Genomic DNA, 26,025 nt, shown 5'->3' on the forward strand with positions numbered 1-26,025 from the left:
CACATTGAAAATAAAGACCACGCTGATCAACATCTGCTGTTTAACGTTACTGTTGGTTGCGGGTCTCCCTGTAGCACAGGAGACGGCATCTGGTGATCACGTCAAAGTGCGTTGGCTGGCACCTGATACATTTCGCCAAGGAATGAGAGAGACAGTTGGATTCTACTTTGAGGTAGATCCTGGATGGCATGTGTATTGGCGTAATGCTGGAGATTCAGGGTCGGCTCCACGGTTTGATATGGAGGCTCAGGGCGCTTTATTAGGGCCGATCGAATGGCCATTCCCAACGCGCCTCCGGGTAGAGCATCTTACTAACCTGGGGTACTCCGGGAATGTTGCCTACCTGTTCCAGCTCCTCCCAGATAAGCGCACGCAAGAGATCATCCTGCATGCGGACCTGGAGTGGTTGGTTTGTAAAGTGGATTGCATACCGGGCTTTGCCACTATGAGCCTTGTACGGCCGGTTGCAGAGCAGGCGGCTTGGCCAGCTACAGATCTGGCGTTAAGGAATTACTTTGCCAACAGGCTTCCAGGGGGAGAAAGTGAGAGCCCGTGGCAACCAGTATCCATTTCAGCGCGAGGTAGTGAGCATATTACTTTGCAGCTCAGTGGGAATCGTAGCGATGAAATACCTAGTATTTTCCCCGTAAATGGTGACTTGTACTCTGCGTCTGAGCCAGAAGTTCAGCGCAAAGATGAAACTCTCCTCTATAAGTTCAAGCGTCTGCCAGGCTCTGAGATTATTGAAAGCAGCGATTTTGTGATTACAGACTCGGACCGGGCCTGGAAAGTCTCTGCCCCCCTCTTATCCCAAGTGGAAATTGAGAAGAGCGCGACCTCTATATGGCTTTTACTTCTGTTAGCATTTATTGCCGGTCTCCTATTGAATCTGATGCCCTGTGTTTTCCCGGTGCTGTCCATCAAGCTATTTGGACTGATTGACGGTGGTAATCGCCCAACCGAACGTTTGCGTGAATCTTTCCTATATAGCGCCGGTATTATGGTGACTTTTCTTGCCCTGGGGCTTGCTTTATTGGCGCTACGCTGGGGAGGGTTGGCCGTTGGCTGGGGTTTTCAACTTCAGTCACCGGTTGTGGTAATTGGGTTAATTATGCTCTTCTGGCTGATGGCCTTATCCTTTAGCGGCTTTTTTGAGTTTGGGCACCGATTAATGGGGCTTGCTAGCTCCAGTAGCCGTGGCTCCTTTACCACCGGTGTTTTAGCTGTCTTTGTTGCGGCCCCCTGTACCGGTCCATTTATGGGAGCAGCTCTGGGAGCAGCGGTGGTGATTCCTCCACTTCAGGCTCTACTCATCTTCTTATGCCTCGGTTTAGGGCTCGCTGCGCCATTTATTTTGATGTGTGCAAGTCCTGTAATACTGAGGCATCTGCCAGCTCCAGGTCCATGGATGGAGAAGTTGCGTCAGTTTCTGGCATTTCCGCTTTACGCAACGGTGATATGGCTACTATGGGTTTTAGGGCGCCTAGCTGGGGACTCTGGTTGGTTGGCCGGTTTAAGCCTGTTGCTCGTTGTTACTCTTGCAATCTGGCTAGTAAAAAATTTTTCCAAAAAGGGGGGAGCAGCGGGTCTGATTTGTGTCGCTGCTATTTTGCTAATATCTCTACCGGCAATCCGTATGGAGGGTGGTGAGCAATCTGCAGAAATGGCGTATGACTGGCATCGTTATGACAAGGCACTTTTGACGGAAGCCTTGGATAATGGGCGCCCTGTATTTATTGACTATACCGCAGCCTGGTGTATTACCTGCCAGGTAAATAAAAAGCTGGTGCTTGATACCCCAAATGTACAAGCATTATTTAAAAAGAATAACGTGCTTCTAATTCGGGCCGACTGGACGCGTTATAACCCTGAAATTACTCAAGCTTTGCAGGATTTAGGGAGGAACTCTGTACCTGTATATGCATGGTACCCTGCAGGAGAGAAAAAACCAGAGTTACTTCCACCACTGCTGCAAGAGTCTTTAATTGCAGCACTGTTTAGTAAGCACTTAACTGTTAATAGTGAGGATGGTTAATTATGAAATTACTTTTCAACGTGAATAATTCGATACTTAGAGGAGTTTTGCTTTTATTCCTGATGTTGCCGAGTGTTGTGTTGGCAGCAGCCGTTCCTGGACAAAAAGCGCCAGAATTCTCAGTAGTGGATGCTGCTGGAAAAACTCACAATCTTTCCGATTACACAGGCCAATGGTTGGTTATTGAATGGTTTAATAAAGATTGCCCCTATGTCAGGAAACACTATGGCAGTGGTAATATGCAGTCCCTTCAAAAAAGGTATACAGCACAGAAAGTAAATTGGCTCACGGTTATTTCTTCAGCTAAAGGAAAGCAGGGCTATTTGGAGCCAGAGCAGGCTATGGCAGTTGCACAGAGTCATAACCTCGGCGCAAGCGTACCCTTTTTGCTGGATACCTCTGGAGTTATGGGGCGTGCTTATGGAGCTAAAACTACTCCGCATATGTTTATCATTAATCCTCAGGGGAAAGTCGTATATGCTGGAGCCATTGATGATAATGACTCAGCCAATCCTGCGGTTATAGGCAGTTCACACAATTATGTTTCTGCTGCACTGGATGCTTCACTGAAGGGACTGGCTGTGGCCAAGTCCTCGTCGCGGGCTTATGGGTGTAGTGTGAAGTACTAAAGGAGTTTATTTGGGGTGGAAAAAGCTCGTTATAGCTACCTGATTCAGGCGTTGATATTTATCACCTTGGCGGTACTAATGGTTACTGCCGTGGGTTATTTCCACCAAAGAGATATCCCTGAGAACCAGGCCCCTCAGTTAGAGGGGCAATCGCTGCAGGGAAATCTTATTGACCTAAAGCAAATGTACTCTAAAGGTCCAGTATTAATTTATTTTTGGGCAACCTGGTGCCCCTATTGCCGGATAGTTTCCCCCGCTGTGACTGACCTGTCTCGGGATTACCAGGTTGTTGGTGTTGCGATGCAGTCTGGAACAGAAGAGGTGGTTACTGAATATATGCGGAATCACAAACTTGCTTTTCCTTCTCTAAATGATCCATATGGTGTTTTAAGCGCCCAATGGGGCGTTAAAGTGACGCCAACCTTGCTGATTGTCGACACTGACGGGCGCGTTGCCTGGGTCACCACTGGCGCCACATCCAAGTTGGGTTTGCAGTTGCGCTTAAAGATGACAAAGTAGCTTGTCACCATTAAGGTTACTGTGTCGTATTTAAGCTTATATCAAACTCTCTTTCCCTGAGCCTGCGATGGTTGGCGTTAAAATTGCCTAATTGCCGGGGAGGACTGCCCTTATAGATATGCTTCTATAATTCCTTAAAGGTCTGTCTCTTGCGCTGGAGAGTGGCGTGTCGGTTATTGATTCTTTTGACTATCAAGATCTGGATGCGCAAAGGGTCGGCCGTTTCGATTTTGGTATCAATACAACCTTTATTGTATATCGGTTGGGTGACACTATTATCGATGCCGGCCCCAGTAACCAGTGGAAATACGTCAAGTGGTTTGTAAAAAATAAACCTTTTCGGCAATTAGTCCTCACCCATCACCACGAAGATCATAGTGGTAACGCCGGTGCAATTTATAAGCTTACCGGTATTCAACCAAGAGCCCCTAAGGCGACAGTAGAGATACTAAAGAGAGGCTTTCGGATACCTCCAATACAGATGCTGATTTGGGGGAGGGCCGGGCGTGCGGAAGCTGCGCCACTACCGGAAGATTTAAGGTTCTCCGGCGAAAAGGTAGTTGTTATCCCCGCACCAGGGCATGCCAAAGACATGACCTGTTATCTGGTTCAGGATCGAGGGTGGATATTCACTGCTGATCTGTATGTAGCTAGTAAGTTAAAGCTATTGCGTAAAGATGAAAGTATTCCAACTTTAATGCACAGTATCAAAAAAGTGCTCACCTATGATTTTGATATTATATTTTGTCCTCATAGAGGGATTGTAGAAAAAGGAAAAATCCGCTTACAAGCCAAGTATGATTATTTGTTAAATCTTGCAACTGAAGCACGGGAATTGGACCGGCAAGGATTGCCTCTTGGTGAGATTACCCACCGGCTATTGGGAAGGGAAAACTTGATGAGTGTCGTGTCCGGTTACAACTTCAGTAAGAGAAACTTAATAGCTTCCTGTATGCGGGTTGATCCTACAGAAGTGTCTGATTATTGATCTTTCACTAAGAATAAGAAAAGTATTAAATCACGTCCGTATGTAATTTATAAGTGAATACCGATTTTATATGAATTGGTACTTTTAATTAAGTTGTCGCTATTCCTGAATGCCCTCAATTTACAATCAGTCTTTCGACTCTCTCATGTTAGTATTCGCAACATGTATTAAGGGATATTAGATGAGCTCAAAGATGAAGAAGATTGGCCTTTTGGGTGGAATGAGTTGGGAGAGTACAGCAATTTATTATCGCCTGATTAATGAAGGAATTGCTCAAAAGTTAGGAGGGCTGCACTCGGCTGAAATTCTACTTTACAGCGTCGATTTTGAAAAAATTGCACGGTTACAAATGGAGGGTGATTGGGCTCAGGCGAGTAAGCTATTGGTTGAGGCGGCAATGTGCCTGGAAAAAGCTGGTGCTGAGGGCATTTTATTGTGCACTAATACTATGCATAAAGTAGCCGGAGATATTATCGAGACTATTGATGTACCTTTTTTACATATTGGTGATGCTACAGCTGAAGCACTTAAGAACAGAGGGATAAAGACCGTCGGCTTGTTGGCGACAGCTTTTACTATGGAGCAAGATTTCTATCGTGGCTATATGCAGGAAAAGTATGGGATTGAGGTTTTGATTCCGGAGCCCAGCGATAGAGAGATAGTCCACAGGGTTATTTACGAAGAGCTCTGTAAGGGAAGAGTCCTTAACAGTTCAAAAATGGAATTTATTCGTATTGTGGATTTGCTATCCAATCGAGGTGCCGAAGGTGTGATCCTAGGGTGTACAGAGATTTGCATGTTGCTTTCGCAAGAGGATACCTCTACTCACCTGATGAACTCCACAGAGATTCACGCTCAAGCCGCAATAAAGTTCGCACTTGATTGTTGAATAGTGTTGCTAGGTTTACTTAGAGATATCTTTGTCAACCAAAAGTTAGACTGATAGTTCACTGTGACGTTTATTAAAGCCACTCTACTAGCTTCGAAGCGTATCAGTGGGTGGTTTTTTTATAACACAAATCTACTCTTGTTAGGTTTGCTTGTCCCATATTCGTTAGTTTTTTAGTATTAACCTCTTTTGTTAAGTGGGTTTTCTGTGGATGTTTGTCTGTGAGTTAGAGCTGACAAGATAAAATATCTTCACGGTATTTGTTTGTGAAATGATATTTATCATGTTTATTACGGTAGGCTAAGGTTATTTTTTTACCTCAAATCATCAAATAAGTTTCATTTGTCCTCTGTAGAAGTTATTATTTGGGATATACCCTGCTTGTTCATGAGCGCTCTATTTGGCTTCCCTTTGTACTAAAATTTAATTTAATCATCTAATTAGATTTATTTTATTTTTGGCAGTTTTGTCAGTATCTACATTTTTAGTCGTTCTTAATTTTTAAATTGCCTTTTTTGCTCTTGCAAATTGTAGTTTTTCTGGCATTTTCTCTGGTTGTCACACTTCTTGCAGTGAATGTATTGGTGGTAACCTCCCTCTGCATAAGCGAGCTTTCAAGTGCGTAAAAAATTTTTATTGATCTCCTGGAGCACTACCTTAATTAGCCAATTTATTTTTGCTGTAACGCACAAATTGGTTTAAGTGAAAGCTGGTTGATTTGGCTCGGAAGAAAATAAGAGATAACTAAAACAGGGTATTTCTCCTATGAATGAAAAAAAGAAGCGCTGGCTTACAGCCTTTGGCGCTCCCTCTCTGCTGGCAGCTTCGATTGCTGCACTAAGCAGTCCCACTTTTGCTGAAGATGCACTCCTTGAGGAAGTGATAACAATCGGTACCCGTGTTGAAGGGCGTTCCGCTACAGATTCCTCCGCTCCCATCGATATCGTGACCGGAGAAGAATTTGTAAACCAGGGTGATGGAGATCTCAGTAACCTGCTTAGAAACGTTGTTCCATCCTACAACGTTAATGCAAAGCCAATTTCTGATGCTGCCTCAATCGTTCGCCCTGCAAACCTGCGTGGACTGCCACCCGATAGCACACTGGTTCTGGTGAATGGCAAGCGTCGCCATCGCGCTGCCGTCATTTCCTTCCTCGGAAGTGGTGTTTCAGATGGTGCCCAGGGGCCAGATATCTCCGCAATTCCGGCGATTGCTCTGAAACAGGTTGAAGTCCTCCGTGACGGTGCCGCGGCCCAATATGGCTCCGATGCGATTGCCGGCGTTATCAACTTTCAGTTAAAGGATGCAGCGGAGGGCGGCACGGTTGAAGCCAAGTATGCAACTACCGCTGAAGGTGATGGTGATCAGAGTACGATAGCGGCGAATTTCGGTCTGCCTCTGACGGATTCTGGTTTTGTGAATGTCAGCCTCGAGTACCGTGAGCAGGACTCTACCAGCCGCAGTGTGCAGCGAGACGATGCAGCCCAGTTGATCGCAGATGGCAATACCTATGTTGCCAATCCTGCGCAGATCTGGGGCCAGCCAGAAGTTAATGACGACACCAAGTTCTTTGTTAACAGTGCCATAGAGATAAATGATACTGCTGAGCTGTATGCCTTTGGTAACTATGCCAGCCGCGAAACAGATGGGGGCTTTTACTTCCGGAACCCGGAAACTCGTCCCGGCGTTTATGCGCTTGATGATGAGCCCTTAATTGGTGATCTGGATGCTAGCAATGGTATCTATGATTGTATTGGCATGACCCATGAGGAAGCACAGTCTAGTGATGAGTGCTTCTCATACACCGAAATGTTCCCAGGCGGATTTACTCCGCGCTTTGGCGGTGAGCTAGAGGACTACTCAGCAGTATTTGGTGTTCGTGGTGAGTTGGCAAATGGCATTGGCTACGACGTAAGTGCCAGTACCGGTCACAACGAAGTAGATTTTTTAATCTACAACACCGTCAACGCCACGCTCGGACCTGACAGCCCGACCAGATTTAGCCCTGGTGGTTATATACAGGAAGAAAACAACTTCAATATCGATTTGACTAAGAGCATTGAACTTGCCGGAATGCCTCTGTTCATGGCCACGGGCTTTGAATGGCGTGAAGAAGAGTTTGAGGTCAAACAGGGTGATACTGCCTCCTGGCAAGTTGGTGATCTGGCAGAGCAGGGTTTCCTGATTGGTTCGAATGGGTTCTCTGGTTTTGGTCCTGAGGTTGTAGGCACATTTGACCGGGATAATATTGCACTTTACACCGACTTCGAACTCGAAGTCGTCGAAGCTCTTCGATTAGGTGCGGCACTGCGTTGGGAAGATTTCTCTGATTTCGGAGATACTTCCAATTTCAAATTGTCAGCCCACTATACAATCAACGATGTGATTGCCCTGCGCTCTACACTGAGCACCGGTTTCCGTGCTCCAACACCAGGTCAGTCCAACATTACCAATGTCACTACGGCATATACCAATGGCGCATTGGCTAACCGGGGAACTATTCCGGCAACCAATCCCATTGCGGTATTGAAAGGCGGTAAGCAGCTGCAGCCAGAGGAGTCTCAGAGCTTTACTTTCGGTACAATTATTGCCGCAGGTGATTGGGATATTACCCTGGATTACTTCCTCATCGAGGTTACAGATCGAATCACTCAATCTGCTAACCAGGAACTGACTGATGAAGAGCGAGATCAGTTGGTTCAGGATGGCATCAGTGGTGCTGATTCCCTTGAATATTTCCGTTTCTACACCAATGACTTCGATACCCAAACCCAGGGTGTTGACCTGGTGGCGACTTACCCACTCGGTGATGCGACAGATTTCAACCTGGCTTTCAACTGGACGGAAACGGAAGTTACCGATTTCAGTACGGATACCATGGATGAAATGCGTATCAGGCAGCTGGAGGATGGCTTACCAGAGGTGCGCGGTAATGCATCTGTCACCCATAGTGGTGACAGCTGGCGCGGCTTAGTGCGACTCAACTACTACGGTAGCTACTGGGAAGCACATTTGGACGATTACAGCTTGCCCATTGATGCCGGTGATGAATGGACTGTGGATATTGAGGCTGCTTATGACTTCAATGATTCCATGACCTTGATTGCCGGTGCGGAAAACGTATTCAACAACTACCCGGATAAAAACCCCTGGTCCGGTGTTGCTGGAGCGGAATATCCGGAAACGGCACCTATGGGATTCAATGGAGCTCTGTACTACGTAAGAGCGCAGTATGAGTTCTAGGTAGTTCTAGTTGCTATGTAGCTGGCTAACCTGGTGTTTCTTAATACCGGGTTAGCCGACTGCAGAATTATGTGACGATTAGATCCCGCTGTAAGTAGCGGGATTTTTACATATCCCACAGTGAATTTGTGGCCATAGATAAGGTAATTCTTTCCTTATCTTGTATTTGCTTTAGGTCTTCAAACACCTCTTTCACCTCCATCGACTCAATTGCACCATACACCGCCTGATAGAGTTCTGAGAAATAGCGATCTACCTCTCGTCCCATATTATTAATTTCACGAATTGTCGGTGGATCACTCAGATTGAGGCGGCGAATAAAGTCATTGGCACTTTCTTCATGGGTGTATTGCAGCCATGTCTTCATCACCTTATTTTGCGCTACATCATTGTAGTTCTGCAGGTTTTTCGCCATTCTCTGCTCATGTTCAAGCATGTGTTTTAATAGCAATTGGGTTCGGTAGTCTTCTGATTTGTCCAGTAAGGTCTCGTAAACAGCTGCCATTTCCAGATGAAATCTCTCAGCATCCTTGATGACTTCAAATGCTTGTTTGAAAGTCTTCATAGTAAGTACCCTCTGATGACCAGGCTATTGCCTGGGCTTTAAAATATTTTTACATCAGCACTCGCTCTCTACTTTATATAGCATTTATCCAGTTAATAAGGACCTGTGGAAATATTCCGAAAAAAACCAGTACGGCAGCGAGAGTTGCGATTAAAAACTGCCCTGAAGTGGTAATTTGTAACGTTTCGCTGTTACTGCTAGTGTCAATGGCATCTCTTTGTACCATCGTAAGTAGAAGACGAAGGTAATAGAAGAGGCCCAATGCACTACCAATAACCACACCAGCGAGAAGAGCCCACATTTTTCCTTCAACACCTGCGGTAAAGACGTAAAACTTCCCAATAAACCCAATAGTTAAGGGAATTCCAGCCAGAGATAACAGCATTAGAGCAAGACAGCTCGCCAGCCATGGACTACGCCAGAGTAATCCCCGGTAAAAGTCTCTGTGATAGGGATCATCTGCACTGTCGGTCACGTCACTGACATTTGTTCCATTGGTTAGTTGGGCGGCCTCCACTGAATCAGCTATCAGGCCAACAATTGCAAAGGCTCCTAGTGTAGTAATGACATAAGCGACCATGTAATAAATAACCGCCTCTGTACCAAACGCGCTATTGCCGATGATAAACGCCACAATTAAATAGCCTATATGGCCGATTGAGGAGTAGGCCAGCAGCCTTTTGATATTGTTTTGCATCAGGGCCAATAAATTTCCTATCAGCATGCTGGCTATGGCGGCGATTGTCAGTAAATCAATAAGAATAGGGCTCTGGTAGAGATTTAAGGTATTAAAGAATCGCAACAGAAAGGCAATTACGGCTGTTTTTCCCACTGTGGCGATCAACGCCGTCGTAGGCGTAGGTGCGCCCTGGAATACATCGGGTGTCCAGATATGAAATGGAACCAGTGATAACTTGAAAGCAACAGAAATGACCAGCAGAGTGGCGCCGGTTGCAAAAAGAGCAGAAGTCTGTGAAAGATCCTGTATCCGTGTAGCGATACTGCCAAAGTCCAGTGCCCCAGACGCCGCATAAATTAATGCGATACCGAATAGCCCGAGAGCGGTAGAAAGTGCTGAAAGGATTAAGTATTTAAAGGCAGATTCCAGGGAATTTACTTGATCTTTACTTGAGGATAAATTGCCAGTAACCGCAAATCCCAACAGTGGATAAAGAGCGAGGCTAATTAATTCTATACCGAGGAAAAAGGTGGCAAAGTGGCTGGCAAATACCAGGGTGCTTGCTCCCAAAATGGCAAGTAAAAGTAGTATATAAAACTCTTCTGGATAGCTATCCGGGTTTCTATTCAGGTCACACCGAAGTTTTAAGTAGTTGTATCCCATAACGCTGACGGCTATGGCGGTAACTAATATCAGCAGACAGAAGAACAACGAGTTGTAGTCAATCGAGAGTAGGGCAGTCACTTGAATGGACCCGTTATTGCCCGATAGGCTGGCTCCAACCCAGAAACAGGCAATGATAGCGGCTACCAAGGTGATAAGAGTTGTAACCAGAGCGCCCGCATGATTTCTCCAGAAGGATACTTGGAGCAGCAAAACTACAATACCGGCACTAATCAGTAAAAGCGGTAGGATAGAAAATAGTTCTTGGGCACTCATAGAGATGTACCTGTATTAGCGCTTTTAGCAGTAGGAGAGGATAAGCTTGCTGAAGTTTCCGGCCCTGTCTTTTCTATGACGACTTCTTCATTTTCGGGGGCCTGAAATTTTTGCATTGATTTGGCAATCGTAGGCTCGGCGATATCAAAGATAGGCTGGGGGCGGAGCCCGAAGATCACGAGAAGCACCGCCAGTGAAAGAAGCGCAGAGATCTCCCTGAGGCTTAGATCACTGACAGTTTTCCCCTCTGTAGCGGGTTTCAATTTGTCATTAAACTTGCCAAAGAAGACACGTTGCATCATCAATAGTGCATAGAGTGCTGCTCCAATAAGCCCAATTGCTGCAATAACCGTTAACCAGTGATTAGCTTTAAAGCTACCAACAAGCACCAGGAATTCGGCAACAAAATTACCCAGCCCAGGCAGTCCTAGCGAGGCGATGGCAAAGAAGAGTGCAACGGCGGATAGCTTTGGCAGAAGAGGCCAGACACCGCCGAGCTGACTCATATCCCGAGTATGGAGACGATGCTGTAGTGCGCCTACTAATGCGAAGAGAGCAGCGGTACTCAAGCCGTGGGCGATCATTTGCATCACTGCGCCCTGCAGGGCGATAGTATTCAGCGCGTAGAGCCCCAATAGAACAAATCCCATATGGCTCACACTGGAATAGGCCACAAGTCTTTTCATATCCTTCTGAGCGAATGCCAGCGATGCGCCGTAGACCACACTGATGGCTCCAATGGTCATTGCAACGGGTGCAAAAGCTTGTGAACTCTCCGGGAATAAGGGCAGTGTAAAGCGTAATAAACCATAGGCTCCTGTTTTCAACAGAATCGCCGCCAGCAGAATACTGCCGGCAGTAGGGGCCTGGGTATGGGCGTCAGGTAACCAGGTATGGAAGGGCAGCGCTGGCAACTTGACGATAAAGGCAATAAAAAATCCGAGCATTAACCAATAAGCTGCTGTTGCAGACAGTTGAGCACCCAACAAATCCATATAGTTAAAGGTCAGTTGCCCGCTATTCCGATAGTGGATAAATGCCAAGGCAACGATGGCAATCAGCATTAACAAGCTGCTTGCCTGGGTGAAAATAAAGAACTTTATCGCAGCGTAGACTCTGCCCTCATAACCCCAAACTGCAATCAACAGCAGCATGGGAATCAGCATAACTTCCCAGAAGAAAAAGAATAAAAACAGGTCGATAGCGGTAAACACACCGACAATACCGGCCAGTGTCCACAGGTAGTTAAAATAAAAGAAGCCGCGCCGGAAGGTGACATCATTCCAGGTCATTACTAACCCAAAGATCCCCATCCCCATTGTCAGTAGCAGCATAAGAAAGCTGAGCCCATCAATTGCCAGATGGAAGCTGATCCCAAACCTGGGTATCCAGGATACCAAAAGGCTATCCCACCACTGACTGTCACCTGTAACAACTGTGGACTCTGCCTGGGGGAAATAGCTGATCAAGAGCAGGGATGCGATTATCAGGGAAACCAGGCTGATTAAGCGTCCACCCTCATAGAGATGTCTCTCTGCCAGCCAGGCTAATATTCCCCCAACAAATAAAATTATAATTATTGCCAGTAATGTCATAGAGCCACCAACAGGGCTAGGAATAAAATTGATCCGGCTACAAAGGTGGCCAGGTACCAACGTATTTGGCCATTTTGTGAAGAGCTGAGGGCGTTATTTAGATGTGCACTCAGCGAAGCGGTACCCTTGTAGATGCTGTCGATAATATCTTTGTGGTTAAGGGCGGTGATAAATTTAAAAGGTCTTACAAAGACCCGGTCATAGACCCAGTCAAAACCCCATCCCTTAAACCAAAACTGCATTAGTGGAGAGCGCTGCTCCCCAACCTTCTTCTCGAACAGGAACATTTTCCAGGCGATAAACAGGCCGATCAGCGGCATGGCAATGGCAATGGCTTCAATGACCCAGGAGTGGTGTTCGTCGGTTGGGGTGCCAAAGACTCCCTGGAGAGGTGGAGCGAGAATTCCACCAAATAGGGCAAGTACAGCGAGGAGGCCCAAGGGAAGCATCATCACCGTGTTATTGGCGTCTTTACAGTGTGAGGAGGCGCTGCCCTCACTGCCCAGAAATGCAAGAAACAGAACCCGGAAGCTATAAATCCCTGTGACCAGCGCACCTAATAGACCGGCAAGCCAAAGCAGGTTTACTCCTTGATGATATTCATAAGCACTGAGCAAAATATGATCTTTGCTGTAGAAACCGGATGTAAATGGGAGTGCTGCCAGGCAGGCGCAACCGATGGTAAAGCAGATAAAGGTAAAGGGGATTTTGCGATAGAGGCCGCCCATGGCAAAGATATTCTGCTCGTGATGTACGCTCAGGATTACTGACCCTGCGGAGAGGAAGAGCAGAGCCTTGAAGAAGGCGTGGGTCATCAAATGGAAGATGGCTCCTGACCAGGCACCGACACCCAGGGCCAGGAACATATATCCAATCTGGGAGATGGTCGAATAGGCCAGGACCCGTTTGATATCACTTTGTGCGATAGCACTGAATCCGGAGATTAATAGAGTCAGAGCGCCGACAATGGCTACAGCTGTCATGGCGGTTCCAGACAGCTGATAAAGCGGGTGCATGCGGGCGATCAAGTAGACCCCGGCCGTCACCATGGTGGCAGCGTGGATAAGGGCGCTGACGGGAGTGGGGCCTGCCATCGCATCGGGAAGCCAGGTCTGGAGTGGAATCTGTGCTGACTTACCCACAGCGCCACCCAGTAACAGCAGCATAGCGATAGTGACAATTTGAGTATTGACCCCGGGATTCCCTGCCGCTGTGATGAGCTCCGGTATATTTAGTGTTGAGAACTCAAAGAACAACAGGAACAAGCCGATCGCCATGGCGGTATCGCCGACGCGGGTGACGATAAATGCCTTCTGTGCCGCCGCGCCGTTTGCAGGGTCCTTATACCAAAAGCCAATGAGCAAGTAGGAACAAAGACCAACACCTTCCCATCCCAGGTAGAGAAGTACCAGGTTGTCCGCCATTACAAGAATTAACATGGCAGAGACAAAGAGATTCAGGTAGGAAAAGTAGCGGCGGAAATCCGGATCTTCACGCATATATCCGGCTGAGTATAAGTGGATAAGGAAGCCCACTCCGGTAATGATCATCAGCATTACCAGGGTTAGCCAGTCCACATGAAAGGTGAAGCCGAGTTGGAGGTCTGATACCCGCATCCACTGCCAAACTGACAGTGTAACGACCGATTCCGGGTTGCCCAGAAAGGTGGAGAGTGCGAGGTTAAAAACCAGAATCGCTGCTATTCCCACACTGCCCACACCAATCAGGCTCACTAACTTTTGTGAGGGTTCCTTTTGTGTAAACAGTGGAATACTGATGAGGGTCAGGAAACCAAGAAAGGGAAGTAATGGTATCCAGGCTAGTGATCCGTTCATATTAACCCCTCAATCCATTGAGCTGGTCAATATCGACCGTGTGTTTGCGATAATAAAATTGCAAGACCAGCGCCAGTGCAATGGCTACTTCGGCAGCGGCCAGGGTGACAACAAAAACAAACATCACCTGCCCATCAGCATTGCCCCAGTGTGCGCCGGCGACAACAAACATTAATGCTGCGGCATTGGTGCAAATTTCAATACTCATCAGCATAAAAATAATATTTCTTCGGATGAGTAATCCGGCTAACCCCAAGCAAAACAGAATGGAGGCCAACAGCACGCCAGCCTCCAAACCAGGTGCAGATTCGATAGGCATAGCTTCACTCCGGTTTAACTGTTCTTCTGTGTCGGGCGAGGTGAAAAGCTCCAACAAGCCCTGCCAAAAGCAGCATTGAAGCCAGTTCGACAGCGAGAACGTAATGACTAAAAAGTGCGATACCGACTTGTTTGGGCCCGATATAGTGGTAGGTTTGCTCTGAAGGAATTTGCCCGCTACTAACCAGCAGAAGTAGCTGGATTAACAAAATGGCTGATAGAAGGGCTGGGCCAATCCAGGTGTGGGGTTGTAACCAGGCTTGCTCCTGTGCAACTGAAGCGTCTCCCTGGTTGAGCATCATGATGACAAAAATAATCAATACCATGATGGCGCCGGCATAAATAATAACTTCCAAAGCTGCTGCCAGGGGGGCGCCAAACTGGTAGAAAATAACGGCAACCGATAAAAGTGAAGTGACAAGATAAAGTAGCGCGTGGACCGCGTTCTTGTGAAAGATAACCATGGCGGTTGAGACAATGGCAACCGCAGCGGTTAAGTAGAAAATGTAATTCACTGGGAAAACCTCTTTTTAGTTATTAGCCTTATTGAAATCAGAGATTTAGGCTTTTTACATTAATGGGCTCGGCCTCATTTTGAGCTTCGCCCTTGTCCTTACCTGAGATGGCCTTTCCTGCAATTTGATAAAAGCTGTAGTCGTGATACTTACCAGGGCCACTGATTAGAAGATCTTCCTTTTCGTACACCATGTTTTGCCGATCGTACTCGCACATCTCAAAGTCAGGTGTTAGCTGGATGGCATAGGTTGGGCAGGCATCTTCACAAAGCCCACACATAATGCAGCGGGAAAAATTGATACGAAAATATTCGGGACGCCAGCGGCCGTCAGGATCTTCTGTTTTTTGCAGTGAAATACAATCAGGAGGGCAGGCAACGGCGCAGAGATTACAGGCAACGCAGCGCTCGTCACCGTTGGGATCTCGGGTGAGCACGATCCTGCCACGATATCTGGGTGCCAGATAGGGCTTTTGGTCGGGGTATTGTACGGTAACGTTCTTCCGGAACAGGTGTTTAAATACCAACCACATGCTGCGAATCTGGCTTGAAATCATTTCTTTGGCCTCGCACGCTTATTTTAATTTTCTAGGCTGTCCACAAAAGTACCGCTGCGGTAGCCAGTAGGTTGATCAGGGCCAGAGGTAGCATGACCTTCCAGCCAAACTTCATTAATTGGTCGTAGCGGGGGCGTGGAATCGCCGCCCTTAAAAGAATAAACACACCAACCAGAATGGCAGTTTTCAGGCAAAACCAAATAAATGGGGGCAGTAGGGGGCCGTGCCATCCACCGAGAAACAGGGTGGTGATTAGTGCTGAAATTAGAATCACTGCCAGATATTCACCCACAAAGAACATGCCGAACTTCATACCGGAGTATTCGGTATGGAATCCCGCTGTCAGTTCGTGCTCAGCTTCCGGAAGATCAAATGGAGTTCTGCGGCTCTCGGCAATACCGGCAATAAAGAAAACAATAAAACCCAGGAATTGAGGGATGATAAACCAACCATCTGCCTGGGCATTAACAATCTCACGCAGATTGAAACTGCCTGAGAGCATAACGACGCCCATCAGGCTCAAACCCATAAATACTTCATAGGACACGGTTTGAGCGGCAGCCCTTAGCCCACCGAGCAGAGCATATTTATTATTTGATGCATATCCTCCAAGAATTACGCTATAGACCGCAATAGAACTCATAGCCAGCACAAACAGTAAACCGATATTCAGGTCGGTGACCCCAATATTGGGCGATATGGGCACTACAGCAAAGGCAATCAACATGGTTGCCATAACTACAGTGGGTGCCAGTACAAATACGGGAATATCTGCAAATTTCGGAGTGAAGTCTTCCTTAAAGAATAGCTTGATCATATCTGCAATAACTTGCAGGGTGCCAAATTTCCCTACTCGGTTAGGGCCCGGGCGATCTTGCCAAAAGCCCAATAGGCGGCGCTCGCCCCAAGTTAAAATGGCTGCTAGCAGCACGGTAACTATCAATACGCCGAAAATATTGAGCAATATGATCCAGATATTTGTGCTCATAATTAGTCCTCTTGCCCGATTGTGGAGCTTTCTTCCACTGGCAACAGATTGGCGCCACCCGGTAATACGGGGGCAAGAGTTTCAAGCCCTGGAAGACCATAGGGCACACCCAGGCTGCCCGAAGGTTGGCTATCGGAGATAATCACACTGCCCCGGAAAACACCGCTATTGGTGTCTAATGCCACTGTGTCTCCCTGGTTGAGGTTGGCACTTTCGGCATCACCGCGATTTAAAGTAAAGAATGGCTTATCGATCACTGTAGCGATGGCCATTGCGCGGTTACTGAGCTCTTCCGAACCAAACATTCGGTAAATCGGCAGTGTCGCTAGACTGTGGTTATCGCTATCTGTATCGCCATCGGAGGCTGTGGGCAAGGACCACTCCGATAGTGCTTGCTCTCGCCGCTGGATATATTTACCCGAGGCACCACCACGGCGTTCGCCACCCACTTCCTGCTGAAACTTGAAAATCGATTGGTTGGAGTTCCATCCGGGAGACCAGATATTGGCTTGCAGCGGTGATCGGTTTGGATTGTGCACACCTTCCATGCTAAAGCTCATAGGAGCATCGGGGTCTTGGTGTGGGGGCTCTTCTGAGACATGTTCCTCTGCGTGAATAGCCGTGCGCCCACTGTAGCGAGCGGTCTGTCGAGCAACCTTGAGCCCGTCAATCCGGAAGTTTTCATCCGGCCCTAAATCTTTGATGACCTTGAGTGAAGCAAGACTTTCTGCCAGGGAATCGGTGATATCCGGGCAGTGATTCCAATTGATAATAGTGTCGATACTCTCGGAGTGTTCTGTGCAAAAACCAGCGGCATCTACCAGCCAGCGCCAGCTCTCCTGGATATACCCAGTGCCTTCATAGACCGCATAAAATCGCTGTGCCAAACCAGTATTGTTAACAAATGTCCCTTGGGATTCGGCCGTTGCGGATACAGGAAAGATTAAGTCGGCATGTTTGGCGGTTTCATTGAGCAGGGTGTCCAGCAGAATGATATGGTCGACGCTGGCAAACAGACTGTTTAACTCTTCACTCGCGATTCTTAAGGAGAGGTCATTCTCCAGAATCACTAGGGTTTTATCGATATTGGTTTTGTCATTCTTGAGTTCAGTGATCAGATGCTCAAGGGAACCGGTTTCGGGCTCAAACAGTTGAATAACTCCCAAGCTATTAGCCTCTTCACAACACAAGTATAGAGAAGTAGGTTTGCCATTTTTTTCTGCCAGTGCACTGGCGATTTTGGCTGCGCTGTGGGTAAGGTGGATATTTTTGCTGCTGGTTCCAGAGATGATCACTGGGTTCTTGGCCGCAGTTAATATTGCTGAGATTCTTTCAGCTTCCTCCAGATTCTCTGGACTCAGTGAAGTTTTGTTGCTTTTAACCTCCAGAATATTATTGGCAATTGCCTGGCCGATTTGGGCAGCCTGTTCCGGCAGGGTATAGATCGCTTTACAGGTAATATCTGAGATCTGATTGAGTTCAGTGCCGATAAAAATAATCGGACTGGGTTCACCCTCTAATTGTCGAACGGAAGCATCCTGCCACAAGGGTATTCTTAATGATTCAGCTTGTTCTTTTTGGCGGCTCCGTGCTGCTTGGCGAACTGCCAGAGCAACCCTGGGGGCTGTGTTGTAGATATCTTCTCCGAGTATCAATACAACATCTGAATTTTCTATCTCAGGGATGGTCGGGCTGTGGATATTGGCATCGCTCTGAATTCTATCGACAAGGTGTAGTAGCTGCATATCCCGCTGGTTGAGACCAGAGAAGAAGTTATCCCGCCCTACAAACTTTAATAGGGCGAAGTTATTTTCCAATGATGCCCTGGGTGAACCTATGCCTATTAAGTGATGCTCACCTCTTTGCGCAGATGCGAGTTTTTCTGAAAGTGAGAACACCGCGTCCTTGGGGGAAACCTCTTTGTGCAGACGTTCATCAGTTTCTGCTGTAGAGCTGATCACATCATCTTTGCGTGCAGAAAGTACCTGGGTTATCCGGCTCTTACTGTTGACATATTCGTATCCAAAGCGCCCCCGGTCACAGAGAAAATAGCCGTTGATATCGTGGTGATATAAGTTAACCACACGGCGCAACATCGGGTCTTGGTTGTTGCCGGATTCCCTCGCTCCTGGCGCGGTGTTGCAACCCACGGCGCAGTGTTCACAGACTGAGGCAGCTGTTTGCAAATCCCATTTTCGGACAAAGTGCTGGCTGAAGGTCTTATCGGTAAATACTCCGGTGGGGCACACTTCGACAAGGTTCCCACTAAAACCATTTTCCAGCATGCCCTCAGTATTGCGGCCAAAAAAGACCTGGTGATTGCGGCCCAGTGCTTGTAAATCCTCGCCACCGGCATAGTCGTGATAGAACCTGACACATCGATAGCAGGTAATACAGCGATTCATTTCGTGATTGATAAAGGGACCGAGATACTGGTTTCGATGGGTGCGCTTGGTACCCTGATAGCGGCGCATGGTATGACCGGACATTTCAGTCATATCCTGTAAGTGACACTCGCCACCCTCCTCACAAACCGGGCAATCATGAGGGTGGTTGGTCATCAGGTCTTCTATCACAGAACCGCGAAAATCTTTCGCAGCTTCCGAACTGACACTGTAAATACCGCCGTCTTTTATCGGTGTCATACAGCTCATAATCAAACGGCCCCGTTGATCTTCGCTGTCCTTATGCTCGATAACTGCACACTGGCGGCAGGCGCCAACAGATCCCATGGCGGGGTGCCAGCAAAAATAGGGGACATTCAAACCCAGGGACAGGCAGGCAGTGAGCAGGTTTTGATCTCCATCAACCTGGTATTTATTACCGTCTATTGTGATGGTTGGCATTTGAAATCCATCTTCTTTTTATTAATGCTTTCAGGGGCAGGGTTGTTGTACTAATTTAGTCGCGCCAATTTATTGGTAGGGGCAACAACCGCCTTCAATATGGTCGATAAAATCCTGTTCAAAGAGTTTTAACGCGCTTTGTATAGGCTCTGCAGCGCCGGGAGCCAGGGCGCAAAAAGTATTGCCGGGGCCAATACGCTCGCACTGTTCCCTGAGGAGTTCTAAGTCTTCTTTAGTCCCCTGGCCAGACTCTATTCTCTCCAGAATTTTGACTGCCCAGGGCAAACCGTCCCGGCAGGGGGTACACCAGCCACAGGATTCCCGCGCGAAGAACTGGGTCAAGTTCAGTACCAAGCCAACGGGGCAGGTTTTATCGTCGAGCACGGTGATCGTGCCGGTCCCCATACGGCTGCCGGCCTTGCCGATAACGTCGTAGTCCATGGGAAGATCGAGGTGGTCCGGGCCGAGGAAGTCGGTCGATCCTCCACCGGGAAGAATGCCCTTCAGTTGTAGGCCATCTTTCATGCCACCGGCATGTTGTTCAATAATTTCGCGAATGGGCGTCCCCATTGGGAGTTCCCAAGCCCCTGGATTATTAACCTTGCCGCTAACACCAAATATTTTGCTTCCCGCATCGTCACCCCGGCTAAGGTTTTTGTACCACTCCACGCCGTGGCTAATTAAATGGGGGAGGTTGCACAAGGTCTCTACATTGTTAACGACAGTGGGTTTGCCCCAAAGACCGCTGACCTGTGGGAAGGGGGGCTTGGCGCGGGGAATGGCCCGCTTGCCTTCAAGGGCGTTTAGCAGTGCGGTTTCTTCACCACAGATATAGTTACCGGCGCTGCGGTGCAGGCAGATCTCCAGATTAAAGCCACTGTCGAAAATATTTTCGCCAATCATGCCCTGCTGCTTGGCTTCATCGATTGCCTGTTCGAGCCGGTTTGCAGCCAGGTGGTATTCACCACGAATAAAAATATAGGCGTGAGAGGCGCCAATGGCATAGGCGGCTATAGCCATTCCCTCAAGAAGGAGGTGAGGGTCTCGCTCCATTAGCAATCGGTCTTTGAAGGCGCCGGGTTCCATTTCATCGGCGTTACAGACGATGTACTTCTGCTTGGGCGAATCTTCACCCCTAGGTACAAAACTCCACTTCAGCCCAGTGTTAAACCCCGCTCCACCGCGTCCGCGCAGGCCTGCATCTTTTACTTCGTTGATAATACTGTCCGGTACCATGGTGATGGCTTTGCGCCAGCCCTGGTAGCCGTCGTTTTCCACATATTGCTCAATAGTGGCGGCAATATTTTCACTGGAAATATTTTTAGTCAGTGGATTTGTCAGCATGGTATTTTTTCTTCTTATCGATTAATTCATCAATACCTTTCTCATCCAAATGGCGATGCATCTCTTCGCCGAGCATAAGGACTGGGGCTTTGTCACAATCTCCCAGGCAGGGCGTTTCCAGCAGGGTGAAAATCCCATCTTCGGAGGTTTCTCCAGGCTGGATATTTAAGCGCTCAGATATTTTTTTCTGCAAATTATCGCAACCCATAATCCAGCAGCTGGAGCTTTTACACAGGTAGATCACTTCCTTACCTACTGGTTGGCGGAAAATCAACTGGAAGTAGGTGGCGACACTCTCAAGTTCTGCAACGGGAATATCCAGATAATTGGAAATTGCCTGGAGGCTCTCATCGGAAATCCAGCCGCGATGTTTCTGTACAATCCGCAACGCCTCGAGCCCCACTGAAGTTTTTTCGTGGTAGTGGGTGGCTTCCTGATCAATTTCCTCTTTTTCTTGTACTGTTAAGGTCGCCTGGTTGTCTGCTGAATTGCTATTGCCTTGCTCCATTACTTCAATCAATTCCGGTTCTAATAAGCTGGACATAGTCGCCCCCGAGATAGAACTTGCGGAGGTTTCGTTGAGGCGCTGCCGCCATCTGTGTTTGCGATGGCTGAAACGCTGGGTGTATTTCCGTGCACTTTTCTACTCCGCTGCTGTACGGCCCTGTGCCTGCCGTAATTCTTTATTGTTATCTGTCCACATCCGCCATGACGAAGTCGATGCTGGCAATAATGGCAATAAGGTCAGCAATCAACAGTCCGTTGGACATCAACGGAATCATTTGCAGGTGTGGGAATGAAGGGGTGCGAATTCGGGTCCTGTATGAGGTGGTCCCCCCATCACTAACGATCTGGTAGCTGTTGATTCCTTTAGTGGCCTCAATGGGATAACACACTTCGCCGGCTGGCATTACCGGTCCCCAGCTGTTATTCACAAAGTGCTGAATTAAAGTCTCGATATCCTCCATGGTGCGCCCCTTTCGCGGAGGGGTAGTCAAAGGGTGGTCCGACTTATAAGGGCCTGCCGGCATATTTTCCAGGCACTGGCGGATAATCCGCAGGCTCTGCCATATCTCATCCACCCGGACCCGGCAGCGGTCGAAACAGTCCCCACCATCGTAGCTGGGAATCTCGAACTCGAACTGATCATAGCCGCTGTAAGGGCGCTTTTTACGCAGATCCCAATCCAGGCCCGTGGCGCGAAGCCCTGGCCCGGTAACCCCCCACTCAAACGCCTCCGCCGTATCGTAGACACCAATGCCACGGGTGCGGCGTTGCAGGAGTTTGTTTTTAATTACCATGCCGTCGTAATCGGCTAAGCGTGCGGGCATATAGTCAAGAAATTCCCGCACCATCTTGTCCCAACCTTGGGGTAAGTCCTGCGCTACTCCGCCGATACGGAACCATGCCGGGTGCATTCTGCCGCCGGTAATGGCCTCAACTATTCCAAACAGTTTTTCCCTATCGATAAACATATAGAACACGGGAGACATCTGCCCCACGTCCTGGGCAAAGGTGCCAAAAAATACCAGGTGGCTGGATATGCGGAAGAACTCGCACATCATCACCCGTATCATCTGTGCGCGTTCAGGGACCTTAATGCCGGCGAGTTGCTCCAGTGCCATCACATAGGGCAGGTTGTTCATGACACCGCCGAGGTAATCGATACGGTCAGTGTAGGGCACATAGGTATGCCAGGCCTGGCGCTCGGCCATCTTCTCCGCACCGCGATGGTGGTAACCGATATCTGGCACTGCATCGATAATCTGTTCACCATCCAGCTGAAGGGCTACACGGAATACCCCGTGCACACTGGGGTGATTCGGGCCCAGATTGAGGAACATAAACTCTGAGTCTTCATTACTCCTGGCCATGCCCCAGTCTTCCGGCCGGAACAGCAGGGCGTCTTGTTCTTTGCGCTCCTTCTCTTCTGACAGACTAAATGGGTCGACTTCGGTAGCTCGGGCGTGGTGATCCTTGCGCAGTGGATGCCCCTTCCAGGTCAGGGGCATCATGATTCTCTGTAAATGGGGATGACCGGGAAAGTCGATACCGAATAGATCCCACACTTCCCGTTCATACCAGTTGGCATTCTCCCAAACGGCAGTAATAGTCGGTGCGCTCAGATCACTCTCGGGAAGAGCCACCTTGATACGAATAAATAAATTGCGGGTAAATGAAAGTAGTTGATATACCAGGGTGAAATCGCTGGAAGGCTGTTTTTCGGTTCCCTCCCCACGGTTGACCCGCAGCCGTTCGTCGATAGCACTCAGGTCATACAGCATTTCAAATGGCTGGGTGATATCCCGCTTGAGAAAGAGTAAAAGAGGGATCAAGGCATGTTTCTCGATCCACAGTGTGGGCATATCATCACAGTGTGGCTGCCACCAGAACGAGTGAAGCTTATATCCGGTGTCGAGGTCCCGAATAAATGCCTCTGCTGCTTTCCTGTAGGGAGTTGCTGTGTGGACAGTTTTCGCAATTACGCCAGTCATTGGCTATTCCGTTGTTTTTTTCTTATTCCATGAAGCCTAAACACTGTCGGGCGCACGTAGCATGTCAGCTTTCATACGTTCCTCCCTATGGAGATCACGCTGACTGGGCTTTGGAACCTTGTGAGTTCCTTGATCATCCACAACCCAGCTGAAGGCTCGTCTCTCCGCAGCCACCGACTTTTGCAGCAAGGTCAATCCCTGCAGTAGAGCCTCTGGGCGTGGTGGACAGCCGGGCACATAAACATCGACCGGGAGAAACTTATCGACCCCCTGAACCACACTGTAGATATCGTACATACCGCCGGAATTTGCGCAGGAACCCATGGAGATGACCCAACGGGGCTCGATCATTTGCTCGTAGAGTCGCTGTACCACTGGTGCCATTTTCAGGAAAACCGTCCCTGAAATTACAATCAAATCCGCTTGTCGTGGGGTTGCTCGGATGACCTCAGCGCCAAATCGGGAGATGTCGTGGCGGCTGGTGAAGGCGGTGGCCATTTCTACATAGCAACAGGACAACCCGAAGTTAAATGGCCACAGGGAATTTGAACGGCCCCAGGAAACCAGCTCTTCGAGTTTGGTAAGGAGAATATTTTTTTCTAAATCTTGAGTGCTTATTTCTTCAGAAGGATTGCCGTGTTCGGTAGCAATAAGGTCGTCGGCTTTGCTCAGCTTCCAGCGCATTATGAATTCTCATTGTTGTTATCGGGGTTTTTGGCGTTTCTCCAAACTCTTCTGGTATCCGCCCCAGTCAAGTGCACCCAGGCGCCACAGATAAATAAGCCCCACCAGCAGTATCACGATAAATACGGTGGCCTCGATAAACCCGAGCAGGCCAGTTTCATAAAATGCGATGGACCAGCTAAACAGGTAAATCGCCTCCAGGTCGAAGACGATAAACAGGATGGCAACAAGGTAATAGGCGACAGAGAGGCGCAGACGCGCATTGCCCTGGGAAACAATACCCGACTCATAGGGCTCATCGGTAGCCGGGTCTCTGCGTTTCTGACCGAGAAAATAGGAAAGGCTGAGCATTAAGGTAATTAGGGCAAATACGGCCAGACAATAAACAATCAATGGCCAAATCTGAGGAGTGAACTGATCCGGGTAATTCAACTTCGCTCTCCCATGTTTCTGCGGGCGAAGCCCGTATCAATCACTGGTCTTGCAGTAAAAGGGCAAATCAAGAATTCTGATTTTGAGGGTGCTCTCACGCAAGAAGAGATAATTTGAAAAACGATTATTGCTTTTCTGAGAAATTTTTTAGTTGTCGGTAATCCTATTCGCTTGTCTGATTTATAAATCGTTGCGGGAGATAGCGCCAGTGGTGCGAAGGAACGTTTAATTCTTATGTGTATACTTTTTATTCGGTAGGGTTATGTAATGTCTTGCGACAGTTCGATAAATGAAGATGTGCGCCAGTATTCAGAAGATGAAGGAGGGGCCTATTGTTCTTAAACTATTCCTCTGATCAAAAGCAGATCGGAATTTTTAGGGTTTCGTAGTAGTGGAATTAGAGTGTGATGTCATTGGCTTGTTTGGCACCTAATAATGCCATCATAGCGTACTCCACTTGCGTTTCTGTATGGGACTTTCCATTTCTCATGAGAGAGGTAGTTTGGCCAAGCAAGTACATTTAACCAATTCTTTTCGGTATTTCTAACAAGGTACACATCGCTTGCGTTACATTGAAGTTTGTACCTCCGGAATCCTTCTATGGCTGGGTTCATAGTGATTTACTCATGATGCCTCGCTGAGCCGAGGATATACAGAATTTATTTTGTGATTAGCTCAGCGAAGCATGTGTCAATGTTGTGCAGGTTCTAGTTATGATTTGTCCCAATCTTTAAATGGAAAATCTAATAAATTGGAGTTGTAATATCTTGGATCTCCAGTGACCTCTTTATCAATCCACTTCGGCAACTCCACACTTTCAGATTCACTTTGCATCTCGACCTCAGCAACAATCAAGCCGTCATTGTCTCCATGAAAGATATCTATTTCCCAGGTGTGTTTTTCGTGCTCTACTATGAACCTCGTTTTATCTATGAGGGGACCATCACATAGCTCCGCAATCATTTCATTTGCGTCTTCAAAGGGTATTGGATACTCAAACTCAGTCCGTGTAATTCCTTTACTTTCACCTTTCAATGTTAGATATGCATGATCTCCGATTACGCGAACTCTGACTACAGCTTTGGACTCCGTACTTATATAGGCTTGTTTGATTCTTTTTCCACCTGTAAAAGAAGCAATAGCCTTTTTATCAACTAAGAACTTCCGCTCAATTTCCTTTGCCATACTTTCTCAACCCTAAAATCTTAACACTTGCTTAGTAGGTATATACGAGGTGGTCAAAATCTGACACGCAGCGTAGTAGTCAGCCAGTATATGCCCTTGTTGGAGCACTTATAAACTGTTCTTGCCGACTTCTTTCAATGCAATCAACGCTTCCCTTGCTTTTTCTGATTGTACAAAAATATGGTCATGGAAGTATGCTGCAATTACATTTGCACTAATACCCTTCGAAGCTAGTTTGTTAGAAACAGCGGCTGTTAATCCAACAGCCTCTAAACTAGAATGTACGGTTAAAGTTATTTGCTTGTAAGTATTTTTAAACTGCAAGCCCTCACGGCTTGCGATATCCTTTGTTAAGACAAGTGTTAATCCTTCTTTTTCGTTGAAGCTTGCAAGTGGGTTCCATTCAATATATTGAGCTAATGAGCCCGAAACAGTGCAAAATACAAATTCACCTTCAATAAGTTCGGGATTCATTCCGCTCAAAAGACGCTCTAATTCTAGTATTCCTGACATTACTCGATGATTCCAAGTTCTTGCTGATACTGCAAGTGTCTACCAATATGGTCTTAAGGTGCAAGTCAGTGAAGGTAGAGAAAAATTACCGTGGAAAAATTCAAGTGCTTCACCGATAGATACCGTCCCATCATTTCTGTTGATTGTGAAATGATAACCGTCATTGATATCAGATTATATTAGGTTCAACATGATTTCTCTGCTAACGCCTCGTATAAGGGCAGATAAAAAAG

22 protein-coding genes are annotated in these 26,025 nt (G+C 47.6%); 6 read left to right on the plus strand and 16 right to left on the minus strand.

Annotated features, from left to right (window positions below; translation table 11 throughout):
* Positions 1-4: 4 nt before the first annotated feature.
* The 6 genes from ACJJIM_RS02075 (at position 5) to ACJJIM_RS02100 (ending at position 8,303) form a co-directional block, all read left to right on the plus strand.
* Positions 5-2,035, plus strand: a complete 2,031-nt coding sequence (locus tag ACJJIM_RS02075; RefSeq protein WP_413664577.1) for a protein-disulfide reductase DsbD family protein — start codon at positions 5-7, stop codon at positions 2,033-2,035.
* A gap of 2 nt (positions 2,036-2,037) precedes the next feature.
* Complete coding sequence (locus ACJJIM_RS02080; protein ID WP_444912208.1) at positions 2,038-2,664, plus strand: thioredoxin family protein; 627 nt, start codon at positions 2,038-2,040, stop codon at positions 2,662-2,664.
* Between the two features lie 15 nt (positions 2,665-2,679).
* Positions 2,680-3,183, plus strand: a complete 504-nt coding sequence (locus tag ACJJIM_RS02085; protein ID WP_444912209.1) for a protein disulfide oxidoreductase — start codon at positions 2,680-2,682, stop codon at positions 3,181-3,183.
* A 166-nt stretch (positions 3,184-3,349) separates the two neighbouring features.
* Positions 3,350-4,171: an MBL fold metallo-hydrolase gene (locus tag ACJJIM_RS02090; RefSeq protein ID WP_282934039.1), complete on the plus strand. Its 822-nt coding sequence runs from the start codon at positions 3,350-3,352 to the stop codon at positions 4,169-4,171.
* A gap of 181 nt (positions 4,172-4,352) precedes the next feature.
* The gene (locus tag ACJJIM_RS02095) at positions 4,353-5,060 is read left to right on the plus strand and encodes an aspartate/glutamate racemase family protein (protein WP_444912210.1); all 708 of its coding nucleotides are present in this window, start codon (positions 4,353-4,355) and stop codon (positions 5,058-5,060) included.
* A 765-nt stretch (positions 5,061-5,825) separates the two neighbouring features.
* Positions 5,826-8,303: a TonB-dependent receptor plug domain-containing protein gene (locus ACJJIM_RS02100; RefSeq protein ID WP_413664581.1), complete on the plus strand. Its 2,478-nt coding sequence runs from the start codon at positions 5,826-5,828 to the stop codon at positions 8,301-8,303.
* 106 nt (positions 8,304-8,409) lie between these two features.
* Here ACJJIM_RS02100 and ACJJIM_RS02105 read toward each other — a convergent pair whose 3' ends face one another.
* From ACJJIM_RS02105 to ACJJIM_RS02180, 16 genes are all read right to left on the minus strand, one after another.
* Positions 8,410-8,868 carry a hypothetical protein gene (locus tag ACJJIM_RS02105; RefSeq protein WP_282934036.1) on the minus strand — a complete coding sequence of 153 codons (459 nt, stop codon included), beginning with the start codon at positions 8,866-8,868 and terminating at the stop codon, positions 8,410-8,412.
* A 73-nt stretch (positions 8,869-8,941) separates the two neighbouring features.
* Positions 8,942-10,486, minus strand: a complete 1,545-nt coding sequence (locus ACJJIM_RS02110) for an NADH-quinone oxidoreductase subunit N (protein ID WP_413664582.1) — start codon at positions 10,484-10,486, stop codon at positions 8,942-8,944.
* Entirely contained in the window at positions 10,483-12,081 is a 1,599-nt protein-coding gene (gene nuoM, locus ACJJIM_RS02115; protein WP_413664583.1) for an NADH-quinone oxidoreductase subunit M, read from the minus strand. Before nuoM ends, ACJJIM_RS02110 begins: the two co-directional genes overlap by 4 nt.
* Positions 12,078-13,916: an NADH-quinone oxidoreductase subunit L gene (gene nuoL / locus ACJJIM_RS02120; RefSeq protein WP_413664584.1), complete on the minus strand. Its 1,839-nt coding sequence runs from the start codon at positions 13,914-13,916 to the stop codon at positions 12,078-12,080. Before nuoL ends, nuoM begins: the two co-directional genes overlap by 4 nt.
* Before the next feature lies 1 nt (position 13,917).
* Positions 13,918-14,235 carry an NADH-quinone oxidoreductase subunit NuoK gene (nuoK, locus tag ACJJIM_RS02125; RefSeq protein WP_413664585.1) on the minus strand — a complete coding sequence of 106 codons (318 nt, stop codon included), beginning with the start codon at positions 14,233-14,235 and terminating at the stop codon, positions 13,918-13,920.
* 4 nt (positions 14,236-14,239) lie between these two features.
* Positions 14,240-14,749 (minus strand): NADH-quinone oxidoreductase subunit J, encoded by a 510-nt coding sequence (gene nuoJ / locus ACJJIM_RS02130; RefSeq protein WP_413664586.1) that lies wholly within the window; start codon positions 14,747-14,749, stop codon positions 14,240-14,242.
* A gap of 37 nt (positions 14,750-14,786) precedes the next feature.
* Positions 14,787-15,305 carry an NADH-quinone oxidoreductase subunit NuoI gene (gene nuoI / locus ACJJIM_RS02135; protein ID WP_282934031.1) on the minus strand — a complete coding sequence of 173 codons (519 nt, stop codon included), beginning with the start codon at positions 15,303-15,305 and terminating at the stop codon, positions 14,787-14,789.
* Between the two features lie 31 nt (positions 15,306-15,336).
* Positions 15,337-16,293, minus strand: a complete 957-nt coding sequence (gene nuoH, locus ACJJIM_RS02140; RefSeq protein WP_282934030.1) for an NADH-quinone oxidoreductase subunit NuoH — start codon at positions 16,291-16,293, stop codon at positions 15,337-15,339.
* A 2-nt stretch (positions 16,294-16,295) separates the two neighbouring features.
* Entirely contained in the window at positions 16,296-19,139 is a 2,844-nt protein-coding gene (nuoG, locus tag ACJJIM_RS02145; RefSeq protein ID WP_444912211.1) for an NADH-quinone oxidoreductase subunit NuoG, read from the minus strand.
* Positions 19,140-19,208: 69 nt separating this feature from the next.
* Positions 19,209-20,483, minus strand: a complete 1,275-nt coding sequence (gene nuoF, locus ACJJIM_RS02150) for an NADH-quinone oxidoreductase subunit NuoF (protein ID WP_444912212.1) — start codon at positions 20,481-20,483, stop codon at positions 19,209-19,211.
* The gene (gene nuoE / locus ACJJIM_RS02155) at positions 20,461-21,027 is read right to left on the minus strand and encodes an NADH-quinone oxidoreductase subunit NuoE (RefSeq protein WP_413664589.1); all 567 of its coding nucleotides are present in this window, start codon (positions 21,025-21,027) and stop codon (positions 20,461-20,463) included. The genes nuoF and nuoE overlap by 23 nt, the downstream gene beginning before the upstream one ends.
* 145 nt (positions 21,028-21,172) lie before the next feature.
* Positions 21,173-22,978: an NADH-quinone oxidoreductase subunit C/D gene (gene nuoC / locus ACJJIM_RS02160; protein WP_413664590.1), complete on the minus strand. Its 1,806-nt coding sequence runs from the start codon at positions 22,976-22,978 to the stop codon at positions 21,173-21,175.
* Positions 22,979-23,014: 36 nt separating this feature from the next.
* On the minus strand, positions 23,015-23,662 hold the full coding sequence (locus ACJJIM_RS02165; protein WP_282934025.1) for an NADH-quinone oxidoreductase subunit B: 648 nt from the start codon (positions 23,660-23,662) through the stop codon (positions 23,015-23,017).
* Positions 23,663-23,680: 18 nt separating this feature from the next.
* A complete protein-coding gene (ndhC, locus tag ACJJIM_RS02170; protein ID WP_282934024.1) occupies positions 23,681-24,094 on the minus strand; it encodes an NADH-quinone oxidoreductase subunit A in 414 nt (137 codons plus the stop codon).
* 711 nt (positions 24,095-24,805) lie between these two features.
* Positions 24,806-25,279, minus strand: coding sequence for a CYTH domain-containing protein (locus ACJJIM_RS02175; protein ID WP_444912213.1), 474 nt, complete (start codon positions 25,277-25,279; stop codon positions 24,806-24,808).
* Positions 25,280-25,387: 108 nt separating this feature from the next.
* Entirely contained in the window at positions 25,388-25,792 is a 405-nt protein-coding gene (locus ACJJIM_RS02180; protein WP_444912214.1) for an ACT domain-containing protein, read from the minus strand.
* Between the last annotated feature and the right edge of the window lie 233 nt (positions 25,793-26,025).

Source organism: Microbulbifer maximicatervae (SeqCode) (genome assembly GCF_052467615.1).

Bases quoted from the DNA above. Each gene is read 5' to 3' on its own strand.
- nuoK (WP_413664585.1), bottom strand. From the start codon at position 14,235: ATGCCTATCGAATCTGCACCTGGTTTGGAGGCTGGCGTGCTGTTGGCC.
- ACJJIM_RS02100 (WP_413664581.1), top strand. From the start codon at position 5,826: ATGAATGAAAAAAAGAAGCGCTGGCTTACAGCCTTTGGCGCTCCCTCT.
- nuoE (WP_413664589.1), bottom strand. From the start codon at position 21,027: ATGTCCAGCTTATTAGAACCGGAATTGATTGAAGTAATGGAGCAAGGC.
- nuoL (WP_413664584.1), bottom strand. From the start codon at position 13,916: ATGAACGGATCACTAGCCTGGATACCATTACTTCCCTTTCTTGGTTTC.
- ACJJIM_RS02175 (WP_444912213.1), bottom strand. From the start codon at position 25,279: ATGGCAAAGGAAATTGAGCGGAAGTTCTTAGTTGATAAAAAGGCTATT.
- ACJJIM_RS02095 (WP_444912210.1), top strand. From the start codon at position 4,353: ATGAGCTCAAAGATGAAGAAGATTGGCCTTTTGGGTGGAATGAGTTGG.
- ACJJIM_RS02180 (WP_444912214.1), bottom strand. From the start codon at position 25,792: ATGTCAGGAATACTAGAATTAGAGCGTCTTTTGAGCGGAATGAATCCC.
- nuoH (WP_282934030.1), bottom strand. From the start codon at position 16,293: ATGAGCACAAATATCTGGATCATATTGCTCAATATTTTCGGCGTATTG.
- ACJJIM_RS02110 (WP_413664582.1), bottom strand. From the start codon at position 10,486: ATGAGTGCCCAAGAACTATTTTCTATCCTACCGCTTTTACTGATTAGT.
- ACJJIM_RS02080 (WP_444912208.1), top strand. From the start codon at position 2,038: ATGAAATTACTTTTCAACGTGAATAATTCGATACTTAGAGGAGTTTTG.
- nuoI (WP_282934031.1), bottom strand. From the start codon at position 15,305: ATGATTTCAAGCCAGATTCGCAGCATGTGGTTGGTATTTAAACACCTG.
- nuoM (WP_413664583.1), bottom strand. From the start codon at position 12,081: ATGACATTACTGGCAATAATTATAATTTTATTTGTTGGGGGAATATTA.
- nuoG (WP_444912211.1), bottom strand. From the start codon at position 19,139: ATGCCAACCATCACAATAGACGGTAATAAATACCAGGTTGATGGAGAT.
- nuoF (WP_444912212.1), bottom strand. From the start codon at position 20,483: ATGCTGACAAATCCACTGACTAAAAATATTTCCAGTGAAAATATTGCC.
- ACJJIM_RS02165 (WP_282934025.1), bottom strand. From the start codon at position 23,662: ATGCGCTGGAAGCTGAGCAAAGCCGACGACCTTATTGCTACCGAACAC.
- ACJJIM_RS02105 (WP_282934036.1), bottom strand. From the start codon at position 8,868: ATGAAGACTTTCAAACAAGCATTTGAAGTCATCAAGGATGCTGAGAGA.
- nuoC (WP_413664590.1), bottom strand. From the start codon at position 22,978: ATGACTGGCGTAATTGCGAAAACTGTCCACACAGCAACTCCCTACAGG.